Origin of the sequence: Amycolatopsis sp. La24 (genome assembly GCF_029087445.1) — a bacterium.
In the GTDB taxonomy this organism is placed as follows: Bacteria; Actinomycetota; Actinomycetes; order Mycobacteriales; family Pseudonocardiaceae; genus Amycolatopsis; species Amycolatopsis nivea.
Genome location: NZ_JARACH010000018.1, coordinates 63383 through 88647, shown reverse-complemented (window position 1 = coordinate 88647; position 25265 = coordinate 63383). Strand labels below are relative to the sequence as shown.

Below are 25265 nucleotides of genomic sequence, written 5' to 3'. Positions count from 1 at the left end.
CGGCGGGTACACTCGGGCGGTCGTCTCGGCGAAGAGAGGTGCACCGTGCCGTACCCCACCGACCACGAGCGCGACCGGCCCTGGGTGATGCGCACCTACGCGGGTCATTCGTCCGCCGCCGCGTCCAACGAGCTGTACCGCCGGAACCTCGCCAAGGGGCAGACCGGGCTGTCGGTCGCCTTCGACCTGCCGACGCAGACCGGCTACGACCCGGACCACGTGCTCGCGCGCGGCGAGGTCGGCAAGGTCGGCGTGCCGGTGTCGCACATCGGCGACATGCGGCAGCTGTTCGACGGCATCCCGCTCGCCGAGGCGAACACCTCGATGACCATCAACGCGCCCGCGATGTGGCTGCTCGCGCTGTACGTCTCGGTGGCGCGCGAGCAGGCCGAAGCCGAGGGCCGCGACGTCGACGAGGTGCTGGCCAAGCTCACCGGCACCACGCAGAACGACATCATCAAGGAGTACCTCTCCCGCGGCACCTACATTTTCCCGCCCGGGCCGAGCCTCCGGCTGATCACCGACATGATCGCGTGGACCGTGCACCACGTGCCGAAGTGGAACCCGATCAACATCTGCAGCTACCACCTGCAGGAAGCGGGCGCGACGCCGACGCAGGAGGTCGCGTACGCGCTGTGCACCGCGATCGCCGTGCTGGACGCGGTGCGCGACTCCGGGCAGGTCGACCAGGCCGACATGGAGAAGGTCGTCGCGCGGATCTCGTTCTTCGTCAACGCGGGCGTCCGGTTCGTCGAAGAGATGTGCAAGATGCGCGCGTTCACGCAGCTGTGGGACGAGCTGACGCGCGAGCGTTACGGCGTCGAGAACCCGAAGGCGCGACGGCTCCGGTACGGCGTGCAGGTGAACTCGCTCGGGCTCACCGAGGCGCAGCCGGAGAACAACGTCCAGCGGATCGTGCTGGAGATGCTCGCCGTGTCGCTGTCGCGGGGTTCGCGGGCGCGGGCGATTCAGCTGCCTGCGTGGAACGAGGCGCTGGGGCTGCCTCGGCCGTGGGATCAGCAATGGGCGCTGCGGATGCAGCAGGTGCTCGCGTTCGAGACGGATCTGCTGGAGTACGAGGACATTTTCGACGGTTCGCACGTGGTGCAGGCGAAGGTCGACGAGATCGTTTCCGGCGCGCGCGAGGAGATCGCGCGGGTGCGGGACCTTGGCGGGGCGGTGGCCGCCGTCGAGAGCGGTTACATGAAGTCGCAGCTGGTTTCGTCGCTCGCGGAGTACCGGCGGGGGATGGAGAACGGCGAGCGAATTCTGGTGGGGGTCAACAAGTTCGAGACCACTGAGCCGTCGCCGTTGCAGGCGGAGGGGGCCAAAGCGATCGAGACGATCGACCCGGCGGTGGAGAAGGCCGCGGTCGCCGCAGTGGAAAAGTGGCGCGAGGAACGGGACAACGCCGCGGTGGCGAAGGCGCTCGCCGCGCTGAAGGCGAAAGCGTCCACTTCGGACAATCTGTTCGAGGCCACTGTGGACTGTGCGCGGGCGGGCGTGACGACCGGGGAATGGTCGGGCGCGCTGCGCGAGGTGTTCGGGGAATACCGGGCGCCGACGGGTGTTTCCGCGGCTTCGGCGGCCGGGCAGGGCAATCCGGAATTGGAGCGCGTCCGGGAACTGGTGCGCCGCACCGAAACCGAACTCGGCGAGCGGCTGCGGATTCTCGTCGGGAAACCCGGGCTGGACGGACACTCCAACGGTGCCGAACAGGTCGCGGTGCGGGCCCGCGACGTCGGGTTCGAGGTGATCTACCAGGGCATCCGGCTGACCCCGGACCAGATCGTCGCGGCCGCGGTACAGGAGGGCGTGCACGTCGTCGGGCTGTCGGTGCTGTCCGGGTCGCATCTGGAGGTCGTGCCGCTGGTGGTCGACGGCCTGCGCGCGGCCGGGGCCGGGGACATCCCGGTGATCGTCGGGGGCATCATCCCGCCGGACGACGCCGCGCTGCTGACCGAACGCGGGATCGCGCGGGTGTTCACGCCCAAGGACTACGAATTGACCGACATCATGGCCGGTATCGTGGAATTGATTCGCGAACGGCACGGATTGAGCGGTGCGTAGCCGTTCGGTTCTCCAGTGTGAAACCCCGCGGTGATCGATTACCGTTACAGTGGCGCAATCTTGGCCTGCGGCCGATTTTTGTCCACTGTGGATGATCGAATTCCCGGGGAGCCGCTGCGTCCGGGCGGAATCCTCGATGATCAATTTCCGTCCGCCCGGAAAAATGTGCCGGGAAGCGCGTTTCTAATCGGTAACAGAACCGACCGGGCGCAAAAGAATCTTTGACCGCGCCCCGGCGGGTGCCTACGTTCGATCCTTGTCGGCGTCACTGCCGCCAGCTTCGCGGGGTGGGGTCCCTGGCCGGCCGTGACCGGAAATCGCAGGTCACGGGTTCGTGACCCGATCAGGGCGAAGGGGCCGCGACATGGTTCACGACGAATGGAAGCGACGGGACTTCTTCCGGCTGGCGGCGTCCGGAGCGGTGGTGCTGGGCGGAACCGCGTTCGCCGCCGCGTGCACCCAAGCCCCGCAGGCGGGCGGGCAGGGCGGCGGAGCGCTCGACCGGGCGAAGAAGGCGGGCTCCATCAAGGTCGGCATCGCGGGCGAGATCCCCTACGGCTACACCGACGGCGGCAACGTGACCGGCGAATCGCCCGAGGTCGCCAAGGCGGTCTTCAAGAACATCGGCATCGCGAAGGTCGAAGCGACGCAGGTCGAATTCAAACAGCTCATCCCGGCGCTCGCGGCGGGCCAGTACGACATGGTCGCAGCGGGCATGGCGATCCTGCCGGACCGGTGCAAACAGGCGGCGTTCTCCGCGGTCGACTACGTGACCCCCACGGCTTTCCTGGTGCCGAAAGGAAATCCGAAGCAAGTCCTGAATTTTGAGGACATCAAGGCGAAGGGCGTGAACCTCGCGGTGCTGTCCGGCACGGTCGAGCAGCAGGTGGCGAAGGCGACCGGGATCCCGGACAGCCAGCTTCAGACCTACGACGGCCAACCGCAAATGCTGCAGGCATTGCAGGCGAATCGCGCGTACGCGGGCGCGCTCACCGACATCTCGTTGAAGGCGCTGCTCAAGCAGAATCCGGGTGCCGCACTGGAGGTCACGAGCGGATTCGTGCCGCAGGTGCAGGGCAAGAAACAGATCCAGGCAGGCGGTTTCGTGTTCCGCAAGACCGACAGCGATCTGGTGAACGCGTTCAACGCCGAACTGGCGAAGCTGCACCAGAACGGCCAATGGCTGGAGATCGTCAAGCCGTTCGGCTTCACCAAGGACAACCTGCCGCCCGCCGACGTCACGACCGAGCAGCTCTGCTCGGGTTCCTGACGGCGGTGGACGGCTGATGTTCGACCACTTCGGACTGTTCGTCTCCACCGTCGCGAACGGACTGCTGCTGACGGTCGAGGCGACGGTCGGCGGCATCCTGGTCGCTACCGTCCTGTCGTTCCTCGCCGGGCTGGCGATGCTGTCGCGGTTCGCCGTTTTGCGTGCGGTCACGCGGATCTACGTCGAGGTGTGGCGCGGGACCTCGGAGGTCGTCCAGCTGTTCTGGATCTACTTCGCGCTGCCCGTGCTCACCGGTTTCCAGATCCTGCCGTTGTGGTCGGGCATCGCGGTGCTCGGCTTGAACTTCGGCGCATACGGCGCGGAGATCGTGCGCGGCGCGGTGCAAGCGGTGCCGCGTGAGCAGCGGGAAGGCTGCGTCGCGCTCAACTTCACGCCGGCGCAGCGGATGCGGCGAGTGATCCTGCCGCAGGCGCTGGTCGACATGGTGCCGCCGTTCACGAACCTGTTCATTCAGTTGCTCAAGGGCACCGCGCTGCTCACCTTCATCACCGTGCCCGAGATGACCTACCAGGCGAGCCAGGTCCTGGTGACGCGCTACACCGGGCAGGCCGCGCTGATCTGGACGATCGTGCTGGTGTTCTACCTGGGGCTGTCGATCCTGATCAGCAGCGGCATGAAACTGCTGGAACGGCGGACGGCCGCGCGGGTAGGTCGCGCACCGGCCCGGCGGCGGGCAGTGCTGAGCGGGGCGGGCACATGAGCTGGGACTGGGCTTATCTGTGGAAGGTGCTTCCTTCGGTGCTGGAGGGGCTCCTGGTGACGTTCGAGGCTACCGTCCTCGGCGCACTGCTCGCCTACGTGCTGGGTTTGGTTTTCGCGATTCTCCGGCGGTCGCGGATTCGCGCGGTCAGCTGGGCGACCTGGCTGGTGGTGGAGTTCGTGCGCAGCACTCCGTTGCTGGTCCAGTTGTTCTTCCTGTTCTTCGTGCTGCCGCAGTTCGGGGTGACGCTCTCGCCGCTGACCGCGGGCGTGCTCGGACTCGGGCTGCATTACGCGACTTACACGTCCGAGGTGTACCGCGCCGGGATCGACGCTGTCCCGAAAGGACAGTGGGAGGCCGCGGTCGCGCTCAGCCTGCCGAAGGCGCGCACCTGGCTGCGGGTGATCCTGCCGCAGGCGATCCCGCGGGTGCTGCCCGCGCTCGGCAACTACACGATCTCGATGTTCAAGGAAACCCCGCTGCTGCTGGCGATCGGCGTGCTCGACCTCGCCGGCGCCGCGTTCGAGGTCGGCTCGCTGAATTTCCGTTACGTCGAACCTCTCACCTTGGCGGGCGTGCTCTTCCTCGTGCTGAGCTACCCGGCGTCCCTGCTCGTGCGATTCCTGGAGCGTCGTTTTGGACTCAGCAGATGAACCGATGATCCGCTTCGATCAGGTGGTGAAGAAGTTCGGCGGCACCACCGTGCTGCGCGACCTCGATTTCACCGTCGCGCCAGGGCAATTCGTCTCGCTGATCGGGCCGAGCGGTTCCGGCAAGACGACCATCCTGCGGTTGCTGATGACCCTGGAGAAGGTCGACGGCGGCCGGATCGAGGTCGGCGGCAAGCCGCTGAGCCACATGCCCCGGCGGGGAAAACTCGTTCCGGCGGACGAAAAGTACCTGCGCGGGATGCGCCGGTCGATCGGGATGGTGTTCCAGCAGTTCAACCTCTTCCCGAACATGCGGGTGCTGCAGAACATCACCGAGGCCCCGATCCGCGCCCTCGGCCTGTCCGCGCGGGACGCGACGGCGCGCGCGACCGAACTGCTCGAATTGGTCGGCCTCGCGGACAAGGCGGACGCCCATCCGACGCAGCTTTCCGGCGGCCAGCAGCAGCGCGTCGCGATCGCCCGCGCGTTGGCGATGCGGCCGGAAGTGCTGCTGCTGGACGAGGTCACGTCGGCATTGGACCCGGAACTGGTTGCGGAGGTGTTGCGGGTGCTCCGGGAAATCGCCTCGACCACGGACATCACGATCCTGTGCGTGACGCACGAGATGCAGTTCGCTCGCGATGTGTCGGATCGGGTGATGATGTTCGACCGCGGTCAGGTGTTGGAGGACGCGCCGCCGGATCGGTTGTTCACTGCGCCGGAACACGAACGCACGAAGGAATTCCTGCGCGCTGTCATCGATCGAGAGTGAGAATTTCCTTGGTGGACTTGACCGTCGCGAAACGGTCGCCGTGCAGGTTCGTCGCGGTCGCGCGGTACAGCTCGTCGGCGGTGAGGACGGTGCCGTCCGGGCCTTCCAGGTCGAAGGTGAAGGTCGCGTCGAGGGCGAAAGTGATGTCGTAGCCCAGGTTTCCGCCCATCCGCGCGGTGGTTTCGCAGCAGAAGTTGGTCTGGATCCCGGCCAGCACGAAGCTCGTGATGCCGCGGGTCTTGAACCAGGCGTCCAGGTCGACGTCGCCCAGGAACGCCGAGTTGACCTTCTTGCCGAAGAGCAGGTCCGGGCGGGCGCCGTCGAGTTCGGGTTTGAAATCGTTGCCGGGCTGACCCGGGCGCAGCGGCGAACCGGGCGTGGTCGAATCGTGGTGCACGAGCACGACCGGGTCGCGCCGGTCCTGCCAGGCATGCAGCAGCGCCTTCATGTTCGCTTCCGCGCCGGGGTTGTTGCGCGGTCCCCAGAACTCGGCGTCGTCGAATCCTCGCTGGACGTCGATCAGCAGCAATGCGGTGGTCATGGCTTCGATTCTGTCCGGGGGAGCACGCGGCGGGGAGTGGCACAAGACGCGCGATGCGATACTTTTCTGCCATGCGCACGATCGGGGTGCTGCTCCTGCCGGGCAGCCGGATGTTCGACCTCGCGGTGATCGCGGAGGTGTGGGCGCAGGACCGCACCGACAGCGGGATCGGCCCGTTCGCGGTGCGCGTCTGCGCGCCGGGGCGAGGAAGGACGCGGGTGTCGCCGTTCGGCGAAGTCGTCGCGACGCACGGGCTTTCCGGCTTGGCCGACTGCGACCTGGTTCTCGCCCCAGGACGGGACGATCCGCTGGCCGAAGTACCCGCCGCCGCTCGCGCCGCGCTTCGCCGGGCCCATCGCGCCGGTTCGACGGTGGCTGGGCTTTGCTCCGGAGCTTTCACCCTCGCTGCTGCCGGATTGCTCGACGGCCGCCCCGCGACCACGCATTGGCGGGACCTGGACACACTCGCGACGGCCGCGCCCGCTGCCGAACTCCGCCGCGACGTGCTCTACACCGAACAGGACGGCGTGCTTACCTCAGCGGGCGTCGTCGGCGGTCTTGATCTTTGCCTGCATCTGGTTCGCCGTGATCATGGAGCTGAGGTCGCCGCGCGGCTTGCCCGGCGGCTGGTGATGCCGCCGGTGCGGGAAGGCGGCCAGCGCCAGTACGCGGAGGCTCCGTTGCCCGCCAACGCTTCCCGGCCGGGTATCGCGTCCACAATGGACTGGGCGCTGACCCGGCTCGCCGACGAGATCGGGGTGCCGGATCTGGTCGAGCACGCCGGGATGAGCCCTCGGACCTTCCATCGCGAGTTCGCTGCCGCGACGGGGAGCACGCCCGGCCGGTGGCTGCTCGTCCAGCGGGTGCAGCACGCGCAGCGGCTGCTGGAGACCACGGATCTGCCGGTCTCCCGGGTGGCCGAGCGGGCGGGGCTCGGCAGCGCCGCGAACCTGCGCCGACGGCTGCGGGCGGAGGTCGGGGTCGGGCCGGATTCGTATCGGCGCACTTTCCGCATCCCGCCGGTCGGGGTTACGGTCGGGGCATGGGCGAGTACGAGCACCTCCTCGTGAAGCGGGACGGGGACACGGTCACCATCACGATGAACCGCGCGGCACGGCGCAATTCGCTGTCCGCCGACCATCTCGGCGAATTGCTCGCCGCGTTCCGCGAGGCGGGCGAGTCCGACGCGACCGGCATCGTGCTGGCCGGCGCGGGGCCGGTGTTCTCCGCCGGGCACGACTTCGGCGACGTCGCCGCCCGCGACCTCATGGGGGTGCGCGAACTACTCACCCTGTGCACGACGTTGATGCGGACGATGGAATCGGTCCCGCAGGTGGTGATCGCCCGGGTGCACGGCCTGGCGACGGCCGCCGGATGCCAGCTGGTGGCGTCGTGCGATCTGGCGGTCGCGGCGGAGTCCTCGGGATTCGCGCTGCCCGGCGGCAAGGGCGGCTGGTTCTGCCACACGCCCGCGGTGCCGGTGGCGCGCGCGATCGGCCGGAAACGCCTGATGGAACTGGCCTTGACCGGCGACGTGATCGACGCGGCGACGGCGCTGGACTGGGGCCTGGTCAACCGCGTGGTCCCGGACGATTCCCTCGACGAGGCGGTCGCCGACCTGCTCGGCCGCGCGACTCGCGGCAGCCGGGCGAGCAAGGCAATGGGGAAGCAGACCCTGTACGCGCAGCTGGACCGCCCGGAAGCGGACGCGTACGCGATCGCCGTCGAGGTGATGGCTTCGGCTTCGCAGCTGCCGGGGGCGCGGGAGGGAATGGCGGCGTTCCTGGAGAAGCGCAAACCTGACTGGACGGACTGACGCCCGGCTCTTCTGCTCCGGAGAAGTCCGTGAAGGGCTCCTTGAGGGAACCAGATTCCCTCAAGGAGCCCTTCACGGACCGCTCGGTCGTGCGGTGAGCGGGAGGGGCGGGCTGCCGTGAGTCAGCGACGTTCGTGCAGCAGCAGCAACGTATAAGCCGCCACCGTCTGCGCGTCCGAGATCTCCCCGGTGGAGATCATCTTCTCGACCTCGGCCCGGCTGAACCACGCCGTCCGCATGTCCTGTTCTTCCAGTTCCCGCTCCGGCTCGCCCTCGGTGAGACCGGTCGCGAGGTACACGTGCCCGCGCTGGCTGGTCAGCCCGGGCGCGACGTCCAGCATTCCCAGTTCGGTGAACGCCGACGCCCGCAATCCGGTCTCCTCCCGCAATTCCCGTTGCGCCAGTTCGGCGGGCGGGGTCTCGGCGAGGTCCGGCGCGGTGCCCTGCGGGAATTCCCAGCGCCGCATTCCGAGCGGGTACCGGAATTGCTCGACCAGGTGCAGCCGGTCGCCGTCGAGGGGGATGACCAGCGCGTAGGTCGGTTTGTCGACGACGCCGTAGATGCCGTCGCTGCCGTCGGCGCGGCGGATGGCGTCCTCGCGCACCGTCATCCAATTGTTCCGATACACCTCGCGGGTCGCGACACGCTGAATGGGGTCCACCTCGCCAGTATCGCCGAGCCTGTCCTACCCTCGGCGGGTGCGTCTCGTGCTCCCCTCTCAGCAAGCCAGCCCGCTCCGTGCGGGGCGGGTCCGATGAGGCTCGTCGTCGCCCGGTGCCAGGTCGACTACGTCGGCAGGCTGACCGCGCATCTCCCGATGGCCAACCGCGTCCTGATGGTGAAGGCCGACGGCTCGGTGCTCGTGCACTCCGACGGCGGCTCCTACAAGCCGCTGAACTGGATGTCGCCGCCGTGCTGGCTGATCGAGGACCCGGACGTCTGGACGGTCCAGAACAAGGCGGGCGAGAAACTCGTCATCACCATCGACGAGGTCATGCACGACCTGAAGCACGACCTCGGCGTCGACCCGGGCCTGCAGAAGGACGGCGTCGAAGCGCACTTGCAGGAACTGCTCGCCGAGCACATCAAAACCCTCGGCGACGGCTACACGCTGGTCCGCCGCGAGTACCCGACCGCGATCGGCCCGGTCGACATCATGGCCCGCGACGCCAACGGCGGTTCGGTCGCGGTGGAGATCAAACGCCGCGGCGAGATCGACGGCGTCGAGCAGCTGACCCGGTACCTCGAACTCCTCAACCGCGACCCGCTGCTCGCCCCGGTGCAGGGCGTGTTCGCGGCGCAGGTGATCAAGCCGCAGGCGCGCGTCCTCGCCGAGGACCGCGGGATCCGCTGCGTCGTCTTGGACTATGACGCGTTGCGCGGCACGGATTCGGACGAGTTCCGGCTGTTCTGAGCACCGCCCGGGGTCAGGCGGCGAGCGGCTGCCGGTAGCGCCGGGCCTGCGTCGCGACCCGGGCGCCGAGGTGGCGTGCCGTGGCGAGGTCGGCGGCGTGGACGGCTTCCGGACCCTGGTCGTTCCAGGTCTGCGCGCCCGCGCCGAGGTAGAACCCGAGCCGGTTGTCGTCGTGTTCGGTGCTGGTGGTGGTGTTCCAGCCGGGCATGAGGCCGAGGCTGACCCAGTGCATGCCGTGCTGCGCGGCGAGCAGCGCCAGGTACTGCAGCGTGTGCAGTTTGTCGCCGCTCATCGAGCCGGAGTTGGTGAACCCGGACGCGAGTTTGTCCAGCCAGCGCTGGGACATCCAGCGCTTCGAGGTCGCTTCGGCGAACACGTGGAACGCGCCGGACGCCGAACCCATGTAGGTCGGCGTGCCGAAGATGATCGCGTCGCTGGCGTCGAGGGTTTCCCATTTCGCGTCGGTCATTTCGGCTACGTCGACCAGGTCGGCGCGGGTGCCGGGCACTGACTCGGCGCCCGCCGCGACGGCCTTCGCGATCTCGAGGGTGTGCCCGTAGCCGGAGAAGTAAGCGATGGCGACGTGAACAGAGGACATCAGAGGTTCCTTTCGCTGTTGACGTTGATAACGCTATTCCGATGACAGTGTCAGTGTCAACGTCAACAGGTATCTGTTATCGTCGGCACATGGCATCGGACGACCAGCGCGAGCGCATCCTGAGCGAAGCGGTGAAACTGCTGGCGACGGCCGGCCCGTCGGGGTTGTCCACCCGGGCGGTCGCGGCGGCGGCCGGAGTGCAAACTCCGACGCTGTACCGGCTTTTCGCGGACAAGGACGGGCTGCTCGACGCCGTGGTCACCTTCGGTTTCGAGAGCTACCTCGCGGAGAAACACGCGCTCGAGCCCAGCGAGGATCCGGTCGAGGACCTGCGTCACGGCTGGGAGATGCACGTCGCGTTCGGGCTGGCCAATCCCGCGATCTACACGCTGATGTACGGAACCGTCCGGCCGGGCAAACAGCCCGCGGCGGCGGCGGAAAACCGGGCCATCCTGTGCGGCATGCTCGAACGCGCCAACGCACAGGGCAGGCTCCGAGTGCCGGTCGAGGCGGCCGCGGTGGCGATCGAGGCGTCCACGACCGGCGCGGTTCTGCTCCTGCTGGCCCAGCCGGAAGAAGCGCGGGACGTCGAGGTGATCCGGCCGTTGGGCGACCTGGTGCTCGACGCGCTGATCGACCAACCGGCCCCCGAAAGTTCCCCGATCGCCGACCGTGCGCAGGCTTTGCTCGGAATCGTCACCCCCACCAAGGACGCCGACCCGGTCACCGAAGCGGGTTTCAGCGTCTTCGAAGCCGGTCTGCTGCGCGAATGGCTCGCCCGGCTCAACGAAGCCAGCCGATGACACCGGACGGAATGCGTCAGAGCGTCGACCCGGCGCGACGCTGAGCAGCCTTCGCGGCGAACCACGCTTTCGCTTCCGCGTGGAACAACGTCGTCGCCACTGCTCCAGCCAGCACCAGGCCCGCCGCCGCGGCCACGCCGCCGCCCGCCAGGTTGAGCAGCCCGCCGAGCGCGGACAACACCTCGACTGCAAGCAGCGCCCACCGGCCCCAGCCGTAGCCGAGCAGAACCACGATCCCGGCCGCCAGCAGTCCGGCGGCGAAGGCGTACGACAGGTACTCCAGCGAGTACAGAATCGAAAACGGTTCCTCGCCGCCAGCGCGCTGCTTGTCGATTTGCCGATGGGCGAAGACGCCGAACACGCCGTTCAGCAGCGCTTGCAGGACCACGAGCCCGAAAGCGGCGCGAAGCCGTCCGGGGAGGGGCAGCGCGGGGCCGGTCATCGCCGGGATCTTATGGGCCCGGCACCGAGCGCCACCCCGGAACGAGTGAATCTGTCCCGTTGGTGAGGGGTTGGCGAGCGAAGCGACAGGACTCAACACGGGTGCTTCCGGGCACGCGGAATGCACAGGTCAGCGGCAGGTTGGTGAAAAACCGCGGTGTCGGGGTGCCTCTTCGGAATCCATGCAGTACTGTGCCGGTCTGACAGGAACGATGGTGTTTTCTGTGTGAGAATGTTTGATTCGGAGGTGGCAGGGTGCCGTTCCTCGCCGACGCGAACTTGCGGCTCGACGCGAGTCCGATCGACTACATCGAGTTGGCGTTCTATTTCGTCCTGGTGCTCGGCATCGGCTATCTCGCGCGAAGGCAGGTGTCGAGCAGTCTCGACTTCCTGCTGTCGGGCCGGTCGCTGCCGGCGTGGGTCACCGGTCTGGCGTTCATTTCCGCGAACCTCGGCGCGGTCGAGGTCATGGGCATGTCCGCGAACGGCGTCCTCTACGGCCTGCCGACCGTCCATTACTTCTGGATCGGCGCCATCCCGGCGATGCTGTTCCTCGGCCTGGTGATGATGCCGTTCTACTACGGCTCCAAGGTCCGCAGCGTCCCCGAGTTCATGCGGCGGCGGTTCGGTCCGACGGCACACCTCGTCAACGGCATCAGCTTCGCCGCGGCGCAGATCCTCATCGCGGGCGCGAACCTGTTCCTGCTGGCCAGCGTCGTGAAGCTGCTGCTGGGCTGGCCGCTGTGGGTGTCGATCGTCGTCGCGGCCGCCATCGTGCTCACGTACACCGCGCTGGGCGGGCTGTCCGCCGCGATCTACAACGAGGTGCTGCAGTTCTTCGTGATCGTCGTGGCGCTGCTGCCGCTCACCATCGTCGGCCTGGTCAAGGTCGGCGGCTGGCAGGGCCTGGTGCAGAAGATCACCGACGGCCCCGGCGGCACCGCGCAGCTGCACTCCTGGCCGGGCGACAACCTGACCGGCTTCGGCAACAACTTCCTGTCCGTCCTCGGCATCGTGTTCGGTCTCGGCTTCGTGCTGTCCTTCGGGTACTGGACGACGAACTTCGTCGAGGTCCAGCGCGCGATGGCGTCGAAGAGCATGTCGGCCGCGCGGCGGACGCCGATCATCGGCGCGTTCCCGAAGATGCTGGTGCCCTTCATCGTGATCATCCCCGGCATGATCGCCGGCGTCGTGGTGCCGGAGTACATGCAGGACAAGGGACTTCTGCTGCAGGACAAGACCGCGCCGAGCGGGGTCACCGCGAACAACGCGCTCCTGCTGCTGATGCGCGACCTGCTGCCCAACGGCATCCTCGGCATCGCGATCGCCGGTCTGCTCGCGTCGTTCATGGCGGGCATGGCGGCGAACCTCAGCTCGTTCAACACCGTCTTCACGTACGACATCTGGCAGACGTACGTGAAGAAGGACAAGCCGGACGGCTACTACCTGAGCCTCGGCCGCAAGACCACGGTCGTCGCGACCGTGCTGGCCATCGGCACCGCGTTCGTCGCGTCGCAGTCGGCGAACATCCTGACCTACCTGCAGGACCTGTTCTCCTTCTTCAACGCGCCGCTGTTCGCCACGTTCATCCTCGGCATGTTCTGGAAGCGGATGACCGCGGCGGCCGGGTGGATCGGCCTGGTGGCCGGCACCGCGTCGGCGATCACGATCTGGGCGCTGTCGCAGCTGGACGTGCTGTCGCTCGCCGGGCAGGGCACCAGCTTCGTGGCCGCGGGCACCGCGTTCGTCGTCGACATCGTGGTGAGCGTCGGGGTTTCCCTGGCCACTCAGCCGAAGCCGGACGCGCAGCTGGTCGGCCTGGTCTACTCGCTGACCCCGCGCGACGCGCTCAAGCACGACAACACGGGCGAGAACGCGGGCTGGTACCGCAAGCCGGGCCTGCTGGCCGGCATCGTCCTCGTGCTCACGATCGCTCTCAACATCATCTTCTGAGGAGGCCCGCATGACCGAGAAAACCTCGCGGCCGCACAAGGCGGGCGCCTTCGACATCCGGCTGATCATCGCGCTGCTGCTCGGCGTCTACGGCGTGATCCTCACGATCATGGGCGCCGGGTTCACCAGCGACGACGACCTCAAGAAGGCCGCCGACGTGAACATCAACCTCTGGTCGGGCATCGGCCTGCTGGTGGTGACCGCGATGTTCGTGCTGTGGGCGGTGCTGCGGCCGCTCGTCGTGCCGCCGAGCACGGAAACGACGGAAACCTCACCCGCCGAATAACCCGGGCCCCGCCCCACCGCCACCCTCAACGGAGTGGCTTCGCCACGCCGAAATATTCAATGCGCCCACGTCCGGCAGCCTCGCCCGCTAGGTTGCCGGACGTGGTGCACGATCGCCGGTTCGGCCGGTTCCTCAAGTTGTCCGCCCTGGTCGCGACGGGCGTGATCGCGATGTCCGCGTGCGGCGGTCCGAACCTGGGCAAGGAGAACTTCGCGCGCACGACTGTCCCCGCCGGCGGGGACAGCGCCGCGACGTCCGGCCCGATCACCGATCCCGCGGTCGCTCCCGCCGTGCTGCGCGACCTGCTGCCGTGCCAGTTCGTGGACAAGACCGCGATGAGCCCGCTCGGCACGATGCAGGGCGAGGCGACCGCGTCGAGCACGCAGTTCGACTCCTGTGTCGCGAAGGCGACCGACCCGGGCGGCAAGGAAATCCGGGCGAGCGTCGACGTCGGCGGCCTCGTGACGTTCGCCTCCGACAAGACCACCGGCGTGGTCGGCGGGCTGCCGCAGGTCGAGGTGCCCGACCTCGGCGGCGGATCCGGCTGCGTCGTCAGCGCGCTCACCGCGCGGAACCCGGCCGTCGGCGTCTCCTTCCGGATCGACTACACCGGCGGCGACGCCTGCGCCGCGGGCCGCAAACTCGTCGCGACGGCGGTCGAGAAGCTGCACAACAACCCGCAGAAGTACACGCCCGGTCCGGGCACGCTGCTCGCCGTCGACCCGTGCACGGTGCTCGACCCGGCCGCGGTGGACGGGGTCGTGAAGGGCGGGAAGCCGCGGCCGTCCGGACTGCACTCGTGCGAATGGGGCCTCATCCCGAGCGTCCGGGTGACGATGTTCCCCGGCGTCGCGCCGAGCGAGGGCGACGGCTGGCTGAAGGCCGACGTCGGCACGCCGAGCCAGGCGTACTCGAAGCAAGGCACCTCCGGGTCGAGCTGCCAGGTCAAATGGCAGCACCGGCAGTGGAAGGAAGAGCGCGTCGAGGTGGTCCAGTTGGAGTACACGAACTCCGACGCGCAGCCGGACAAGGACGACCCGTGCGGCAAGACCGTCGGGCTCGCCAAGCAGCTGGCCGGGAAACTGCCCGCGGCGTGACCAGGGGGCGCTTTGCGGCGCGCCCGGCGACCTCATAGGTTGGGGTCGTCCACGACGCCGAGGTGCCGGAGGTCCGCCATGAAAAAGATCATCAACGATCCGGCGGCCGTCGTCGCCGAATCGCTGAGAGGGCTCGCGGTCGCGCACGCGGACCTGCTGCGCGTGCGCGACGATCCGGCGCTGGTCGTGCGCGCGGACGCGCCGGTGGCGGGCAAGGTCGCGGTGGTGTCCGGCGGCGGGTCGGGGCACGAACCGCTGCACGGCGGGTTCGTCGGCCCCGGGATGCTCGACGCCGCGGTGCCCGGGCCGGTGTTCACCTCGCCGACCCCGGACGCGGTGCAGGGCGCGATCGCGGCGACCACCGGACCGGCCGGGGCGCTGCTGATCGTGAAGAACTACACCGGCGACGTGCTGAACTTCGAGACCGCCGCCGAACTGGCCGCGGCCGAGGACCTGGACGTGCGCAGCGTGGTCATCGACGACGACGTGGCGGTCAAGGACTCCACGTTCACCGCCGGGCGGCGCGGCGTCGGCGGGACCGTGCTGCTGGAGAAGATCGCCGGCGCGGCGGCCGAGCGCGGCGATTCGCTGGACGCGGTGGAAGCGTTGGCGCGCAAGGTGATCGGGCAGGTCCGGTCGATCGGGGTGGCACTGTCCGCGCCGACCGTGCCGCACGCTGGCGAGCCGAGTTTCGACCTCGGGCCGGACGAGATCGAGTTCGGCATCGGCATCCACGGCGAACCCGGCCGCGAGCGGATCCCGGCCGAACCGGCGGACGTGCTGGTCGCCCGGATGGTCGAGGCAGTGGTGTCCGACCTGCCGTTCGAATCCGGCGACAAGGTGCTGCTGTTCACGAACTCGATGGGCGGCACGCCGCAGCTGGAGCTGTACCTCGCGCACGGCATCGCCGAGCGGCTGCTGGCCGAGCGCGGGATCCTGGTCGAACGCAGGCTGGTCGGCCCGTACATCACCAGCCTGGAAATGCAGGGCATCAGCCTGACCCTGCTGAAACTGGACGACGAGCTTACGCAGTTGTGGGACGCGCCGGTGCGCACGCCCGCGCTGCGGTGGGGGATCTGATGGCCTGCACTGCCGAAGGGGTCGCGGCCGCGTTGCGCGCCGCCGCCGAAGTGATCGCCGAACACCGCACCGAACTGGTGGACCTGGACCGCGCGATCGGCGACGCCGACCACGGCGAGAACCTCAGCCGGGGGTTCACCGCCATCGTCTCCGCGCTGGAGACCGCGGTGCCGGAAACCCCGGCCGGAGTCGTGAAACTCGCTGCCACCACGTTGATTTCCAAGGTCGGCGGCGCGGCCGGACCGCTTTACGGGACGGCTTTCCTGCGTGCGTCGGCGAAGCTTGGCGACGCGGCGGAGATCGACGTGCCGTTGCTGCTGGACGCGTTGCGGGCAGCATTGGAAGGCGTGCAGGCGCGCGGCAAGGCAGTGGGCGGCGACGCGACGATGGTCGACGCGCTGATCCCGGCGCTCTCCGCGGCTGAAGGCGCCGCGGACGGAACGATCGCGGACGTGCTCACCGCGGCGGCGGACGGAGCGGACCGCGGTGCGGAGTCCACTGTGGACTTGATCCCGCGCAAGGGACGTGCCTCGTACCTCGGGGAACGGGCGGTCGGGCACATGGATCCGGGCGCTCGTTCGACGGCGCTGCTGCTGCGTGCGTTCGCGGAGGCGGCCCGGTGACCGTCGGAATCGTTCTTGTGTCGCACAGCGCGAAACTGGCCGAGGGCCTGGCCGACCTGGCGGCCCAGATGGCCCCGGACGTCCGGATCGTCCCGGCGGGCGGGCTGCCCGACGGCGGCGGCATCGGCACCGACTACGACGAGGTCGTCGCGGCCACCCAGCGGGCGGATTCCGGCGACGGCGTGGTGCTGCTGTACGACCTCGGCAGCGCGCAGATGACCGCCGAGCTGGCGGTCGAATCGCTCGCTGACCCGTCCGCCGCGGTCGTGGTCGACGCGCCGCTGGTGGAAGGCGCGGTGGCGGCGGCCGTCGCGGCGCAGGGCGGCGCGAACGCCAAGGCGGTGGGCGAGGCCGCGGCGAGCGCCGGTGTCGCGCCGGATCTGGCCGCGGTGGAGCTGTCGGCGGCCGGTGAGGAAGGCGTGGTGGAGAAGGAATTCACGCTGACCAACGACGTCGGCCTGCACGCGCGCCCGGCCGCGGTCGTGGTGCGCAGCCTGGCGGAATTCGAGGCCGAGGTGTCGATCCGGCTGGGCGAGCAGGAGGCGGACGCGCACAGCGTGCTGGCGCTGATGTCGCTCGGTGCGCGCCAGGGCGACCGGATCGTGGTGCGGGCTCGCGGGCTGCAGGCGGCGGAGGCGGTCGCGAAGGTGGCCGAGCTGGTGGAGTCGAACTTCGGGGAGTAACGCCGGTTTCCGACCGGGTGACTTCGCCCGGACTGACTCGATTCCGATGTGCTTTCGAGGGGCTCGCGTGGCACAGTGAGCGGCAATTACCAGCGGGTAACCTCTGGAGGCCCTGTGGCACGGGAAATCTCGACGGTCGGTGTGGTCGGTCTTGGCACGATGGGCGCGGGCATCGCCGAGGTGCTCGCCCGCAGCGGGCTCGACGTGGTCGCGGTGGAACTCGACGAGGCCGGGGTTGAACGCGGCCTCGGCCACCTGCGGCATTCGACCGAACGGGCGCTCGCGGGCGGCAAGCTCGACGCGGCGGGCCGCGAGGCGCTGCTCGGCCGGATCCGCACCACGACCTCGCTGACCGAACTGTCCGAAGTGGACTTGGTGATCGAGGCGATCCCGGAGAACCTCGCGGCGAAGGCCGAGGTATTCACCCAGTTGGACCAGGTGACCCGGCCGGACGTGGTGTTCGCGTCCAATACGTCCTCGCTGTCGATCACCGAGATCGGCGTGCACACCGCGCGGCCGGGCAAGGTCGTCGGGATGCACTTTTTCAACCCGGCTCCGGTGCTGAAGCTGGTCGAGGTCGTGCGCACGGTGGTCACCGAGCCGGACGTGGTGTCCGACGTCGTGGAATTCGCGCAGCGGCTGGGCAAATCGCCGGTGGTGATGGGCGACCGGGCCGGGTTCATCGCGAACGCGCTGCTGTTCGGCTATCTCAACCACGCGGTGCGGATGTACGAACAGCGCTATGCCACCCGCGAAGATCTTGACGCGGCAATGCGTTTCGGCTGCGGCTACCCGATGGGCCCGCTCGCACTGCTCGACCTGATCGGGCTGGACACCGCGTACGAAATCCTCGACACGATGTACCATCAATCCCGGAACCGGCTGCACGCGCCCGCGCCCTTGCTGAAGCAGATGATCACCGCGGGGCAGTTGGGTCGCAAGAGCGGACGTGGTTTCTACACCTACGACGCACCCGATTCGCCGGTGGTGGTGGATTCGGTCACTTCGTCCGAAGTGGACTCTTTGGTGGCTCGCGAAGTGCGGTCTGTCGGCGTGATCGGCACCGGCACAATGGCGACCGGTATCGCGGAAGTGTTTGCCAAGCGCGGTTTTGACGTCGTGCTGCGGGCGCGGAGCATGGAGAAGGCCGAAGCGTCGGTGGCGAAGGTGAAGAAGTCGCTCGACAAGGCCGTGGTGAAGGGAAAACTGTCCGAAGAGGACGCTGCGGCCGCGCTTGGCCGGATCCGTCCGGTGACGGAATTCGAGGAACTGGCGGACGTCGACCTGGTGGTCGAAGCGGTGGCCGAGGAGCTTTCCGTTAAGCAGGCGGTGTTTTCGGCGTTGGACGAGGTCGTCAAGCCGGGCGCGGTGCTCGCCACCACGACGTCCTCACTGCCGGTCATCGAATGCGCGGCGGCGACTTCGCGCCCCGGTGACGTGATCGGCCTGCACTTCTTCAATCCCGCACCGGTGATGAAACTGGTGGAAGTGGTGTCGACGATCGCCACCGCTCCCGATGTCACCGCGACCGCGACGGCAGTGTGCGCGGCGGTCGGCAAACATCCGGTGCATTGCGGCGACCGGGCCGGATTCATCGTGAACGCGTTGCTGTTCCCGTATCTCAACGACGCGGTGAAAATGCTGGAAGCGCATTACGCGTCGGCGGATGACATCGACACCGCGATGAAGGTCGGCTGCAGTCTGCCGATGGGACCGTTCGAATTGCTGGACGTGGTCGGGTTGGACGTGTCGCTGGCGATCGAGCGGACGCTGTTCAACGAGTTCCGCGAAGAAGGCTTCGCGCCGGCTCCGTTGTTGGAACACCTCGTGACGGCGGGACGATTGGGCCGCAAGACCGGCAAGGGCTTCAAGGACTACTGACGCTTCTATGGGTAGAGAACGGTCCGGTCACCGGTCGCGCCGCCGGATGCGCGCGCCCTGGGCGGGTTCGCCGTCCGGTGGCAGCAGCGGGCCGCCTTGCCACTGCTGGAACACGAGGTTGGTGTGCACGCGGGCGACCTCGTCGCGGGAGGTGAGCTCGTCCAGCACCAGCCGCTGCAACTCCGCGGCCGAGGTGGTGGCGACGTGCGCGAGGAAGTCGTCCGGCCCGGTCAGGTGGTAGACCGCGCGGATCTCCGGCAGCGCCAGGAGATGTTCCACGAACTGCTCGACCAGCGGCCGTCGATGCGGCCGGACCTGCACGAACAGGAACGCTTCCAGTGGACGCCCGACCTTCGCCGCGTCGACCTTGGCGTGCTGTCCGGTGATCACGCCGGTCTCGCGCAGCCGCGCCACCCGGTCCAGACAGGTCGACGGCGCGAGCCCGACCGCGGCCGCGAGCTCCTTGTTCGACGTCCGGGCATCGTTCTGCAACACCCGCAGAATCTCAAGATCAACCGGACTCAGTTCGACGGTCTCGCTCATCGCTGAATCTTATCCGAGATTGTTGCGTTGCGGCCGTGTCGTGTCCGAACGTGACTGCCATGACTTCCGCCTTGCGCACCCGAGCCGTCCACGCCGGTCGCGACGATCTCGCCGACCTCGGCCTGCACGCCGCCCCGCTCGACTTCTCCACGACCTACCCCGCGCGCGACAGTGCCGAGGAGGCCCGCCGGATCGACGAGTTCGCCGCGGGCGGGAACGTCACCGGCATCTACGGCCGGATCGGCAACCCGACCGTCGAACGGTTCGAGCAGGCGCTGGCGGAACTCGAAGGCTTCGACCACGCCGTGGCCTTCGCGAGCGGCATGGCGGCGGTCTCCGCGTGCCTGCTTTCCGCGGTATCGCAAGGAAAACGGCACATCGTCGGCGTCCGGCCGCTGTACGGCTGCACGGACCACCTGCTGACCACCGGCCTCCTGGGCACCGAGGTCACCTGGACCGCGCCCGAGGATGTCGCGGAGGCTCTGCGTCCCGACACCGGCCTGGTTTTCGTGGAGACGCCCGCGAACCCGACCTTGAGCGAACTGGACATCGCCACCCTGACCGAGGCCTGCGGCGACGTCCCGGTCCTGGTCGACAACACCTTCGCGACGCCAGTCCTGCAGCGCCCCGGCCGGCTGGGCGCCCGAATGGTGTTGCACAGCGCGACCAAGTTCCTGGGCGGCCACGGCGACGTCATGGGCGGCATCGTGGCCTGCGACGCCGAGGAAGCCGCGCGCCTGCGCTCCCTGCGCTTCGCGACCGGCGGCGTGCTGCACCCCCTCGCCGGATACCTGCTGCTGCGCGGCCTCTCGACACTCCCGCTGCGAGTGAAGGCTGCTTCGGAAACCGCCGCCGTATTGGCTTCGCGGCTGGCTTCGCACCCGTCGGTGAGCGCCGTGCACTACCCCAAACTGGGCGGCCCGCTGGTGGCCTTCGAGGTAACCGGAGACCCCCACGCGGTCATCGGCGCGGTCCGGCTGATCACGCCCGCGGTGAGCCTGGGCAGCGTCGACACGCTGATCCAGCACCCGGCTTCGCTGACGCACCGCATCGTCGCCGAGGACGACCGTACGGGCTCGGGCATCACCCACGGCCTGCTGCGGCTTTCGGCGGGGCTGGAGGATGTCGAGGACCTGTGGCTTGACCTGGATCAGGCGCTGAAGTCCTGCTGATCGGGTGTGCTCGCGGCATCCACCGCCGGGGTTGGCGGTGGATGCCGGGGTTCAGGAGTTCGCCGGACCGGTGAGCACGGGGCTGGGTTGGAAGCTTTGCCAGCCAGCTTCGGGACCGAGCCCCTCGCCAACTGGTCGGCCCGGTCGGGAGGTGCGCTGATCGGCTGCGGCAACCGTGTCGAGCCAGGCCGGAAGCTCCGCCAGCCAGCCCCTCGCCAGCCGGGCGCCCCAGCCGCGATGAGAGCAGGTCAGCTGCAGCAACCGCCCCCGCAACACCCTCCGCCAGCCGGTGCGGGCGCGGAGGCCGAACCGGTGAGCGCGACCGTCGTGAGGAGCTTGACCGTGTCCGTATGCCCCTCCGGGCACGGGGCGGGCGCGCTGGACTCGGCCATCGGGCGCTGGAGTTCGAACGTCTCGGTGCAGTCGCGGCAACGGTAGGCGTAGGTGGGCATGCGTCGATTATCGCTGGCGGGCCGCGTTGGTGGGAAGCTGTCCGGGTGGATGTGCCCCAGTACGCGGATGTTCCGCACCTCGGCCAGGTCGTTCCCGCCCTGCTCGGCGCGCTGGGCGTGCCCGGCGAGGACGGCGGCCTGGCGCTGCCCGAAGCCCGCAGCGCGTGCGTGCTCCTCATCGACGGCCTCGGCTGGGAACTGCTCGCCCAGCACGCTGCCGACGCCCCCGTCCTCACCGAACTCGCCAGCAGCCCCCTGCGAGTCGGCTTCCCGTCGACCACCGCTGCCGGCGTCGCCGCGATCGGCACCGGTCTGGCGTCGGGCGAGCACGGCATGGTCGGCTACACCTTCGAGATCCCGGGAACCGGCGTCCTGAACGCTCTGCGCTGGCGCTCCCACGACGACGGCAGCGACCTCCGAGGCGCCCTGCCGCCCCGCGAAGTCCAACCCCTCCCGACGACCTTCGAACGCGCCGCCGCCGCGGGCATCGAGGCCGCGGTGGTGTCCTCGGCACATTTCGCCAATACTGCCCTGACCCAGGCAACGCAAAGCGGTGCCCGATACGCAGGCGTACACGCGCTGGGTGATCTGGCCGCGCGAACCTTGGACATCCTCTCGTCGCGCGCGTTTTGCTATGCCTACCACAGCGAATTGGACCTGCTAGGCCACCTTTACGGCCCCGGCTCGACCGCGTGGCGGATGCAGCTCCGGCACGTCGACCGGCTGGTGGAGTCCATTGTGGACGGACTGCCCGCCGGTGCTGTGCTGGCGGTGGTGGCGGACCACGGAATGGTGACCGTCGAGGAGAAACTGAACCTGGAGGACGCTCCGGAACTGCTGGCAGGCGTCCGCGCGTTCGGCGGCGAGGTCCGCGCGCGGCACGTCTACACCGAACCCGGCGCGACGGCTGATGTGGTGGCCGCGTGGCGCGAGGTCCTCGGTCAGCGGGCCTGGGTGTTGCCGCGCGAGGAGGCGATCGCGGCAGGCTGGTTCGGTGCCGCGGTGAGCGATCGGGTGCGTCCGCGGATCGGCGACGTCGTTGCCGCGGCGACGGGAACCTTCGGCATGGTTCGCGAACTCGCCGAGGCCGTGGAATCGAACCTGGTCGGCCAGCACGGCTCGCTGACGTCGGCGGAGCAACTCGTCCCACTGGCGATCGCCCGAGGCTGATCCCTGGCGGAGCTCACGCACCTTGCGCAGCGTCGGCGGGTGCGGCTCGGGGTGTGTGGCCGAACCGACCCGACGTCCGGTTACCGTGGCTGCGTGCCCAGACGCAATCGACCCGGCCGAGGCCGTTCCGGTCCCGTCGAACGGCCGGACGCCGGCGCGGTCAGCGGCTGGGCCCGCAGCGAATCCGCCCCCGACGGCGACTGGCTGGTGCGCACGGTCCCCGGCTCGCAGGCCGCCAAGACCTACCGCTGTCCCGGTTGCGACCACGAGATCCGCCCGGGCGTCCCGCACCTGGTCGTGTGGCCCGCCGACGAGACCGGCGGCGTCGCGGATCGCAGGCATTGGCATCGGCCCTGCTGGGAGGCCCGGGCGCGGCGGCGGCCGAACCGGCGTTGGTGACGAGAAGCCCTTACCGCGAAAGGGCTTCCTTCCGCCGCGCCCGATGCCGCCGGACCGCGTCGCGGTTGACGCACGCGTGGGTGCAGTACCGCTGTGTCCCGCTGCGGGTGAAGTCGACGAACGCGCGGCGGCATTCCGCCGCGGCGCAGCGACCGAGACGGTGCAGGCTGGTCGAGGTCAGGTACTGGGCCGCCGCCACGGAAGTCACCCCGCGCAATACCGCGGGCAGGCGCATCCCGTCGTCCTGGTAGTGCAGATGCCAGCTGTACCCGTCGTGCTCGGTGATCCGCGGGTAGGCGGCGGCCTCGGCCAGCAGGGCGTTCAGCAGCCGGACCCGGTCCGTCTCGTCCGTGGCGTCGACGACCTCGATCCACCGGTCCAGGAAAGCGCACACCTCGGGAAAATCCTCGTCGGCGACCGGCGGGACGGGGCCCATCTCCGGTTCGTCCCAGCGTCCGAGCAGGTCGGCGAGGTCCGCGGGACGGTCGTTGGAGAGGCCGGTCACGAACTTGAGGAAACTCCGGTAGTAAGAGTTATGCGGCATAAGCCTATTACAGCACGCTCTCGGTATGTCTCTAACGAGCCGCGCTGAGCCCGAAGCTCCGTCCTGGGTTCCGTTGATCGCCGCGTGCGTTGGCACGTTCCTGCTGCTGATCTACACCAGCATCGTCACCGTCGCGCTGCCCGCGATCGGAGCCGAGCTCGGCGCGGGATACGGGCAGCTGCAATGGATCGTGGACGTCTTCACGGTCGCGCTCGCCGGTCTGCTGCTGGGTTTCGGCTCGTTGAGCGACCTCCTCGGCCGCAAGCGCGTCTACCTCGCCGGGCTGGTCCTGTTCTCCGTCGCGACGCTCGCCTGCGGCCTCTCCGGAACGCCCGGCGAGCTGATCGCCGCGCGGGTCGTGCAGGGCGTCGCGGGCGCGGCGATGTTCGCGACGATCCTGCCGCTGGTCGGGCTGACCTACGAGGGCCGCGACCGCGCCCGTGCGTTCGCGGTCTGGGGAACGGTCGCCGGAGTGGCCAGCGCGGTGGGCACCTTCTCCGGCGGTGTGCTCGCGCAGGTGCTCGGCTGGCGCTGGGTTTTCTTCGTCTCCCTGCCCATCTGCGCGGTCGCGATCGTCATGGCGGCGACGTCGCTGAAGGAGGGGCCGCGAGCGCGCGGCCGCACCGTCGACTACCCGGGCATCGCCACGTTCTCGCTCGCCGCGACGGGCCTCACCTATTCCGTCATCACCGGCGGCGATCGCGGATGGTCGTCTGCTGGCGCGGTGATCGGGTACCTGGTCACGGCGGTAGCCGTCGCGGCTTTCGTGGTCGCGGAACGCCATAGCGGTACGCCAATGGTGCCTCCCGGCTTGTTCGCGACGCGCCGATTCCTCGGCGTGCTGCTCGTCGCGTTCAGCTACTACTTCGCGGGATTCGGTGCGCTGCCAGTGATTTCGCTGTGGTTGCAGAACACGACCGGCCTCACCTCGGCGGCGACCTCGGCGGTGCTGGCACTGCAGGTAGTGGTGTTCGTCGTGGTGTCGGCCTTGATCAGCGGACGGTTGCAGACCACATCGCCAGACCGAGTTCTCGGAGGCGCGACGGTGTTACTCGGCCTAGGCTGCCTGACCGCGGTCGCGGTGCTGCTCAGCCCGACCTGGCTAGCCCTGCTCCCGGCGCTGAGCCTGACCGGAATCGGCGCGGGCATCGTGTCCCCGGTCTTCCCCGCCGTGGCGATCGCTTCGGTGCCCGCTGAGTACGGCGGCACCGCTGGCGCCGCCGCGAACAGCTCCCGGCAACTCGGGTTGGCCTTGGGAATCGCGGTGTCCGGCGCGGTCTACGCGACCCACGGCGAGGGGAGCGCCGGGGCGACCCACGGGGTGCTGCTGGTCCTGTCCCTGTGCGGCGCGATCGCGGTAACGAGCGGTCTCGTCGGCGGATGGTTGTTGCGGGACAACACGAACCGCTCGGCTCAAGACATCACCGACGGCTCAACCCGGGGCAACGCTAACCGCTCGACCCGGACCACCACCAACCATCTCAGCGAAAGCTGACTTGTCCGGGCGCGAGTTCCACCGCGCAAGCTGCCAACCTGATGCGATAACCGGCGGACTTTCCACGCCAGGGTTCAGGGCAGCGAACCGCAGAATCGGTCCCACGCCCAGCCACGCCCGGCCCAGCCCAGCCACGCCCGGCCCAGCCACGCCCGGCCCAGCCACGCCCGGCCCAGCCCAGCCACGCCCGGCCCAGCCCAGCCACGCCCGGCCCAACCCAGCCACGCCCGGCCCAACCCAGCCACGCCCCGCCCAGCCTCACCGCCGGAAATGCCGCGAAATCGCCCCGTCGTACTCCTCCTCCACGTAATCCGTAAAACCCAGCTTCTCCACCACCCGCAACGACGGCGTGTTCGTCACCGCGACGCTGATCAGCACCGGAATCGCCGGTATCTCCCGCTCCGCCCACTCCACCGACGCCCGCGCGGCCTCCACCGCATAACCCTTCCCCCACGCCGACGGGCGGAAGCGGTACGCCAGGTTCAGCACCTTCTCGCCCCGGAACTCCCGGTTGCGCACGCCGGCCATGCCGATCACGTCCGACCCGTCGGCGGCTTCCGGCCTGCCTCGCTCCCGGACCGCCAGATACCCATAGCCGAACGTCGCCCAGTGCTCGAGCCAGCTGTCGAACATCACCAGCGTGGTCGCGGTGTCCGGCGGACGCGGGTTGTACCGGTTCGTCTCCGGGTCGCTCTGGATCTCCACCACCGCTTGCCGATCCGCCTCCACGAAGTGCCGCAGCACCAGCCTTTCCGTCACGATCTCTGTCACGCCCCCGACCATAACGACG

At 69.0% G+C, this 25265-nt stretch carries 28 protein-coding genes; 20 read left to right on the top strand and 8 right to left on the bottom strand.

The genetic code is table 11. The features are described from left to right. Positions 1-45 precede the first annotated feature (45 nt). The 5 genes from PUT80_RS19025 (at position 46) to ehuA (ending at position 5483) form a co-directional block, all read left to right on the top strand. On the top strand, positions 46-2070 hold the full coding sequence (locus tag PUT80_RS19025; protein WP_275292993.1) for a protein meaA: 2025 nt from the start codon (positions 46-48) through the stop codon (positions 2068-2070). A gap of 364 nt (positions 2071-2434) precedes the next feature. Continuing rightward, positions 2435-3340 carry an ectoine/hydroxyectoine ABC transporter substrate-binding protein EhuB gene (gene ehuB, locus PUT80_RS19020; protein ID WP_051172122.1) on the top strand — a complete coding sequence of 302 codons (906 nt, stop codon included), beginning with the start codon at positions 2435-2437 and terminating at the stop codon, positions 3338-3340. A 16-nt stretch (positions 3341-3356) separates the two neighbouring features. Continuing rightward, positions 3357-4061 carry an ectoine/hydroxyectoine ABC transporter permease subunit EhuC gene (ehuC, locus tag PUT80_RS19015; protein WP_275292992.1) on the top strand — a complete coding sequence of 235 codons (705 nt, stop codon included), beginning with the start codon at positions 3357-3359 and terminating at the stop codon, positions 4059-4061. Then, positions 4058-4714 (top strand): ectoine/hydroxyectoine ABC transporter permease subunit EhuD, encoded by a 657-nt coding sequence (ehuD, locus tag PUT80_RS19010; RefSeq protein ID WP_037815337.1) that lies wholly within the window; start codon positions 4058-4060, stop codon positions 4712-4714. The genes ehuC and ehuD overlap by 4 nt, the downstream gene beginning before the upstream one ends. Before the next feature lie 4 nt (positions 4715-4718). Further along, the gene (gene ehuA / locus PUT80_RS19005) at positions 4719-5483 is read left to right on the top strand and encodes an ectoine/hydroxyectoine ABC transporter ATP-binding protein EhuA (protein WP_275292991.1); all 765 of its coding nucleotides are present in this window, start codon (positions 4719-4721) and stop codon (positions 5481-5483) included. Here ehuA and PUT80_RS19000 read toward each other — a convergent pair. Next, positions 5467-6024, bottom strand: coding sequence for a cysteine hydrolase family protein (locus tag PUT80_RS19000; protein WP_275292990.1), 558 nt, complete (start codon positions 6022-6024; stop codon positions 5467-5469). The genes ehuA and PUT80_RS19000 overlap by 17 nt on opposite strands. A 71-nt stretch (positions 6025-6095) precedes the next feature. On the opposite strand from PUT80_RS19000, the gene PUT80_RS18995 reads away from it, so the two are divergent. Next, positions 6096-7094 (top strand): helix-turn-helix domain-containing protein, encoded by a 999-nt coding sequence (locus PUT80_RS18995; RefSeq protein WP_275292989.1) that lies wholly within the window; start codon positions 6096-6098, stop codon positions 7092-7094. Continuing rightward, the gene (locus PUT80_RS18990) at positions 7067-7840 is read left to right on the top strand and encodes an enoyl-CoA hydratase-related protein (RefSeq protein WP_134667337.1); all 774 of its coding nucleotides are present in this window, start codon (positions 7067-7069) and stop codon (positions 7838-7840) included. The genes PUT80_RS18995 and PUT80_RS18990 overlap by 28 nt, the downstream gene beginning before the upstream one ends. A gap of 122 nt (positions 7841-7962) precedes the next feature. On the opposite strand, the gene PUT80_RS18985 is transcribed toward PUT80_RS18990, so the two are convergent. After that, positions 7963-8502, bottom strand: a complete 540-nt coding sequence (locus PUT80_RS18985) for an NUDIX hydrolase (protein WP_238604486.1) — start codon at positions 8500-8502, stop codon at positions 7963-7965. Positions 8503-8595: 93 nt separating this feature from the next. Here PUT80_RS18985 and nucS point away from each other — a divergent pair, with 93 nt between their 5' ends. Further along, positions 8596-9255 carry an endonuclease NucS gene (gene nucS / locus PUT80_RS18980; RefSeq protein WP_037815327.1) on the top strand — a complete coding sequence of 220 codons (660 nt, stop codon included), beginning with the start codon at positions 8596-8598 and terminating at the stop codon, positions 9253-9255. Positions 9256-9268: 13 nt separating this feature from the next. On the opposite strand, the gene PUT80_RS18975 is transcribed toward nucS, so the two are convergent. Then, positions 9269-9853, bottom strand: coding sequence for a flavodoxin family protein (locus PUT80_RS18975; RefSeq protein ID WP_275292988.1), 585 nt, complete (start codon positions 9851-9853; stop codon positions 9269-9271). Positions 9854-9942: 89 nt separating this feature from the next. Between PUT80_RS18975 and PUT80_RS18970 the strand changes: the two genes are divergently transcribed. Continuing rightward, positions 9943-10656 (top strand): TetR/AcrR family transcriptional regulator, encoded by a 714-nt coding sequence (locus PUT80_RS18970; RefSeq protein ID WP_275292987.1) that lies wholly within the window; start codon positions 9943-9945, stop codon positions 10654-10656. A 16-nt stretch (positions 10657-10672) separates the two neighbouring features. Here the strand turns inward: PUT80_RS18970 and PUT80_RS18965 are convergent, their stop codons facing one another. After that, a complete protein-coding gene (locus PUT80_RS18965) occupies positions 10673-11098 on the bottom strand; it encodes a hypothetical protein (RefSeq protein ID WP_275292986.1) in 426 nt (141 codons plus the stop codon). Between the two features lie 254 nt (positions 11099-11352). Between PUT80_RS18965 and PUT80_RS18960 the strand changes: the two genes are divergently transcribed. The 7 genes from PUT80_RS18960 (at position 11353) to PUT80_RS18930 (ending at position 18700) form a co-directional block, all read left to right on the top strand. Continuing rightward, positions 11353-13050: a sodium:solute symporter family protein gene (locus tag PUT80_RS18960; RefSeq protein ID WP_043832136.1), complete on the top strand. Its 1698-nt coding sequence runs from the start codon at positions 11353-11355 to the stop codon at positions 13048-13050. 10 nt (positions 13051-13060) lie between these two features. After that, positions 13061-13336 carry a hypothetical protein gene (locus tag PUT80_RS18955; RefSeq protein ID WP_037815322.1) on the top strand — a complete coding sequence of 92 codons (276 nt, stop codon included), beginning with the start codon at positions 13061-13063 and terminating at the stop codon, positions 13334-13336. A 101-nt stretch (positions 13337-13437) separates the two neighbouring features. Continuing rightward, positions 13438-14433, top strand: a complete 996-nt coding sequence (locus tag PUT80_RS18950; protein ID WP_275292985.1) for a hypothetical protein — start codon at positions 13438-13440, stop codon at positions 14431-14433. Between the two features lie 78 nt (positions 14434-14511). Continuing rightward, a complete protein-coding gene (gene dhaK / locus PUT80_RS18945; RefSeq protein WP_275292984.1) occupies positions 14512-15513 on the top strand; it encodes a dihydroxyacetone kinase subunit DhaK in 1002 nt (333 codons plus the stop codon). Further along, positions 15513-16136, top strand: coding sequence for a dihydroxyacetone kinase subunit DhaL (gene dhaL, locus PUT80_RS18940; RefSeq protein WP_037815424.1), 624 nt, complete (start codon positions 15513-15515; stop codon positions 16134-16136). Before dhaK ends, dhaL begins: the two co-directional genes overlap by 1 nt. Beyond that, complete coding sequence (gene dhaM / locus PUT80_RS18935; protein ID WP_037815318.1) at positions 16133-16819, top strand: dihydroxyacetone kinase phosphoryl donor subunit DhaM; 687 nt, start codon at positions 16133-16135, stop codon at positions 16817-16819. The genes dhaL and dhaM overlap by 4 nt, the downstream gene beginning before the upstream one ends. A gap of 114 nt (positions 16820-16933) precedes the next feature. After that, positions 16934-18700, top strand: coding sequence for a 3-hydroxybutyryl-CoA dehydrogenase (locus PUT80_RS18930; RefSeq protein ID WP_275292983.1), 1767 nt, complete (start codon positions 16934-16936; stop codon positions 18698-18700). 27 nt (positions 18701-18727) lie between these two features. Here PUT80_RS18930 and PUT80_RS18925 read toward each other — a convergent pair whose 3' ends face one another. Beyond that, positions 18728-19243 (bottom strand): Lrp/AsnC family transcriptional regulator, encoded by a 516-nt coding sequence (locus PUT80_RS18925; protein WP_037815315.1) that lies wholly within the window; start codon positions 19241-19243, stop codon positions 18728-18730. A 59-nt stretch (positions 19244-19302) separates the two neighbouring features. On the opposite strand from PUT80_RS18925, the gene PUT80_RS18920 reads away from it, so the two are divergent. After that, positions 19303-20415, top strand: a complete 1113-nt coding sequence (locus PUT80_RS18920; RefSeq protein WP_037815313.1) for a PLP-dependent transferase — start codon at positions 19303-19305, stop codon at positions 20413-20415. A gap of 248 nt (positions 20416-20663) precedes the next feature. Here the strand turns inward: PUT80_RS18920 and PUT80_RS18915 are convergent, their stop codons facing one another. Further along, on the bottom strand, positions 20664-20867 hold the full coding sequence (locus PUT80_RS18915) for a zinc ribbon domain-containing protein (protein ID WP_078870550.1): 204 nt from the start codon (positions 20865-20867) through the stop codon (positions 20664-20666). A gap of 45 nt (positions 20868-20912) precedes the next feature. Here PUT80_RS18915 and PUT80_RS18910 point away from each other — a divergent pair, with 45 nt between their 5' ends. Beyond that, a complete protein-coding gene (locus PUT80_RS18910; protein WP_043832149.1) occupies positions 20913-22037 on the top strand; it encodes a nucleotide pyrophosphatase/phosphodiesterase family protein in 1125 nt (374 codons plus the stop codon). Between the two features lie 93 nt (positions 22038-22130). Beyond that, a complete protein-coding gene (locus tag PUT80_RS18905) occupies positions 22131-22436 on the top strand; it encodes a hypothetical protein (protein WP_101438092.1) in 306 nt (101 codons plus the stop codon). 10 nt (positions 22437-22446) lie between these two features. On the opposite strand, the gene PUT80_RS18900 is transcribed toward PUT80_RS18905, so the two are convergent. Then, a complete protein-coding gene (locus PUT80_RS18900; protein ID WP_275292982.1) occupies positions 22447-22980 on the bottom strand; it encodes a CGNR zinc finger domain-containing protein in 534 nt (177 codons plus the stop codon). 25 nt (positions 22981-23005) lie between these two features. Between PUT80_RS18900 and PUT80_RS18895 the strand changes: the two genes are divergently transcribed. Further along, complete coding sequence (locus PUT80_RS18895) at positions 23006-24475, top strand: MFS transporter (protein WP_275292981.1); 1470 nt, start codon at positions 23006-23008, stop codon at positions 24473-24475. 258 nt (positions 24476-24733) lie between these two features. On the opposite strand, the gene PUT80_RS18890 is transcribed toward PUT80_RS18895, so the two are convergent. Then, complete coding sequence (locus PUT80_RS18890; RefSeq protein WP_037815293.1) at positions 24734-25258, bottom strand: GNAT family N-acetyltransferase; 525 nt, start codon at positions 25256-25258, stop codon at positions 24734-24736. Between the last annotated feature and the right edge of the window lie 7 nt (positions 25259-25265).